The sequence below is a fragment of the Siminovitchia fortis genome (genome assembly GCF_007681465.1).
GTDB classification, from domain to species: Bacteria; Bacillota; Bacilli; order Bacillales; family Bacillaceae_C; genus Siminovitchia; species Siminovitchia fortis.
The window spans coordinates 1-420 of sequence record NZ_VEKZ01000181.1 but is presented as its reverse complement, the minus strand read 5'-3'; the positions used below and the strand labels follow the sequence as shown (position 1 = coordinate 420).

Annotated in this window: 1 pseudogene; it reads right to left on the bottom strand. The window is 41.0% G+C overall.

Features of this window, described 5'->3' with window-relative positions:
* Positions 1-61: 61 nt before the first annotated feature.
* Positions 62-420: pseudogene (locus tag FS666_RS19990) on the bottom strand (RNA-guided endonuclease TnpB family protein); the annotation flags it as partial.

Below are 420 nucleotides of genomic sequence, written 5' to 3'. Positions count from 1 at the left end.
CGACAGGAGATATGCCTATCTTTCGTGGGTTTCATCACGACAAAGGTTATATCTTTCTCATTTAGAATCCAATACTGGAAATGTGTTTTTCACCTAAAGAGCGCATTTTTTCTTCAAACGATTGATACATCTCATAGAACGTATGAAATTCATTTAAGCATTTTTGCCGATCTACTTTATCAAGCGTTTCGTTTACATTCTTAATGAGCCAGGCTGAGAAAATATCCCGCTGGATTTTTCGTCCGCAGGGAAGTGCATGGAAACGGAGGGATAATGGCTTTTTCGCATACACATCCCCGATCGGACAATATTGACTGGCCTTTACAGTCCAGGTGTTGACATAAATCAATTGTCTGCCTTGGTATTTCAGTTTCCGGTCAAGTATCTCTAAAAAGGCGGCAGGTGCTTTGATCCCCATTC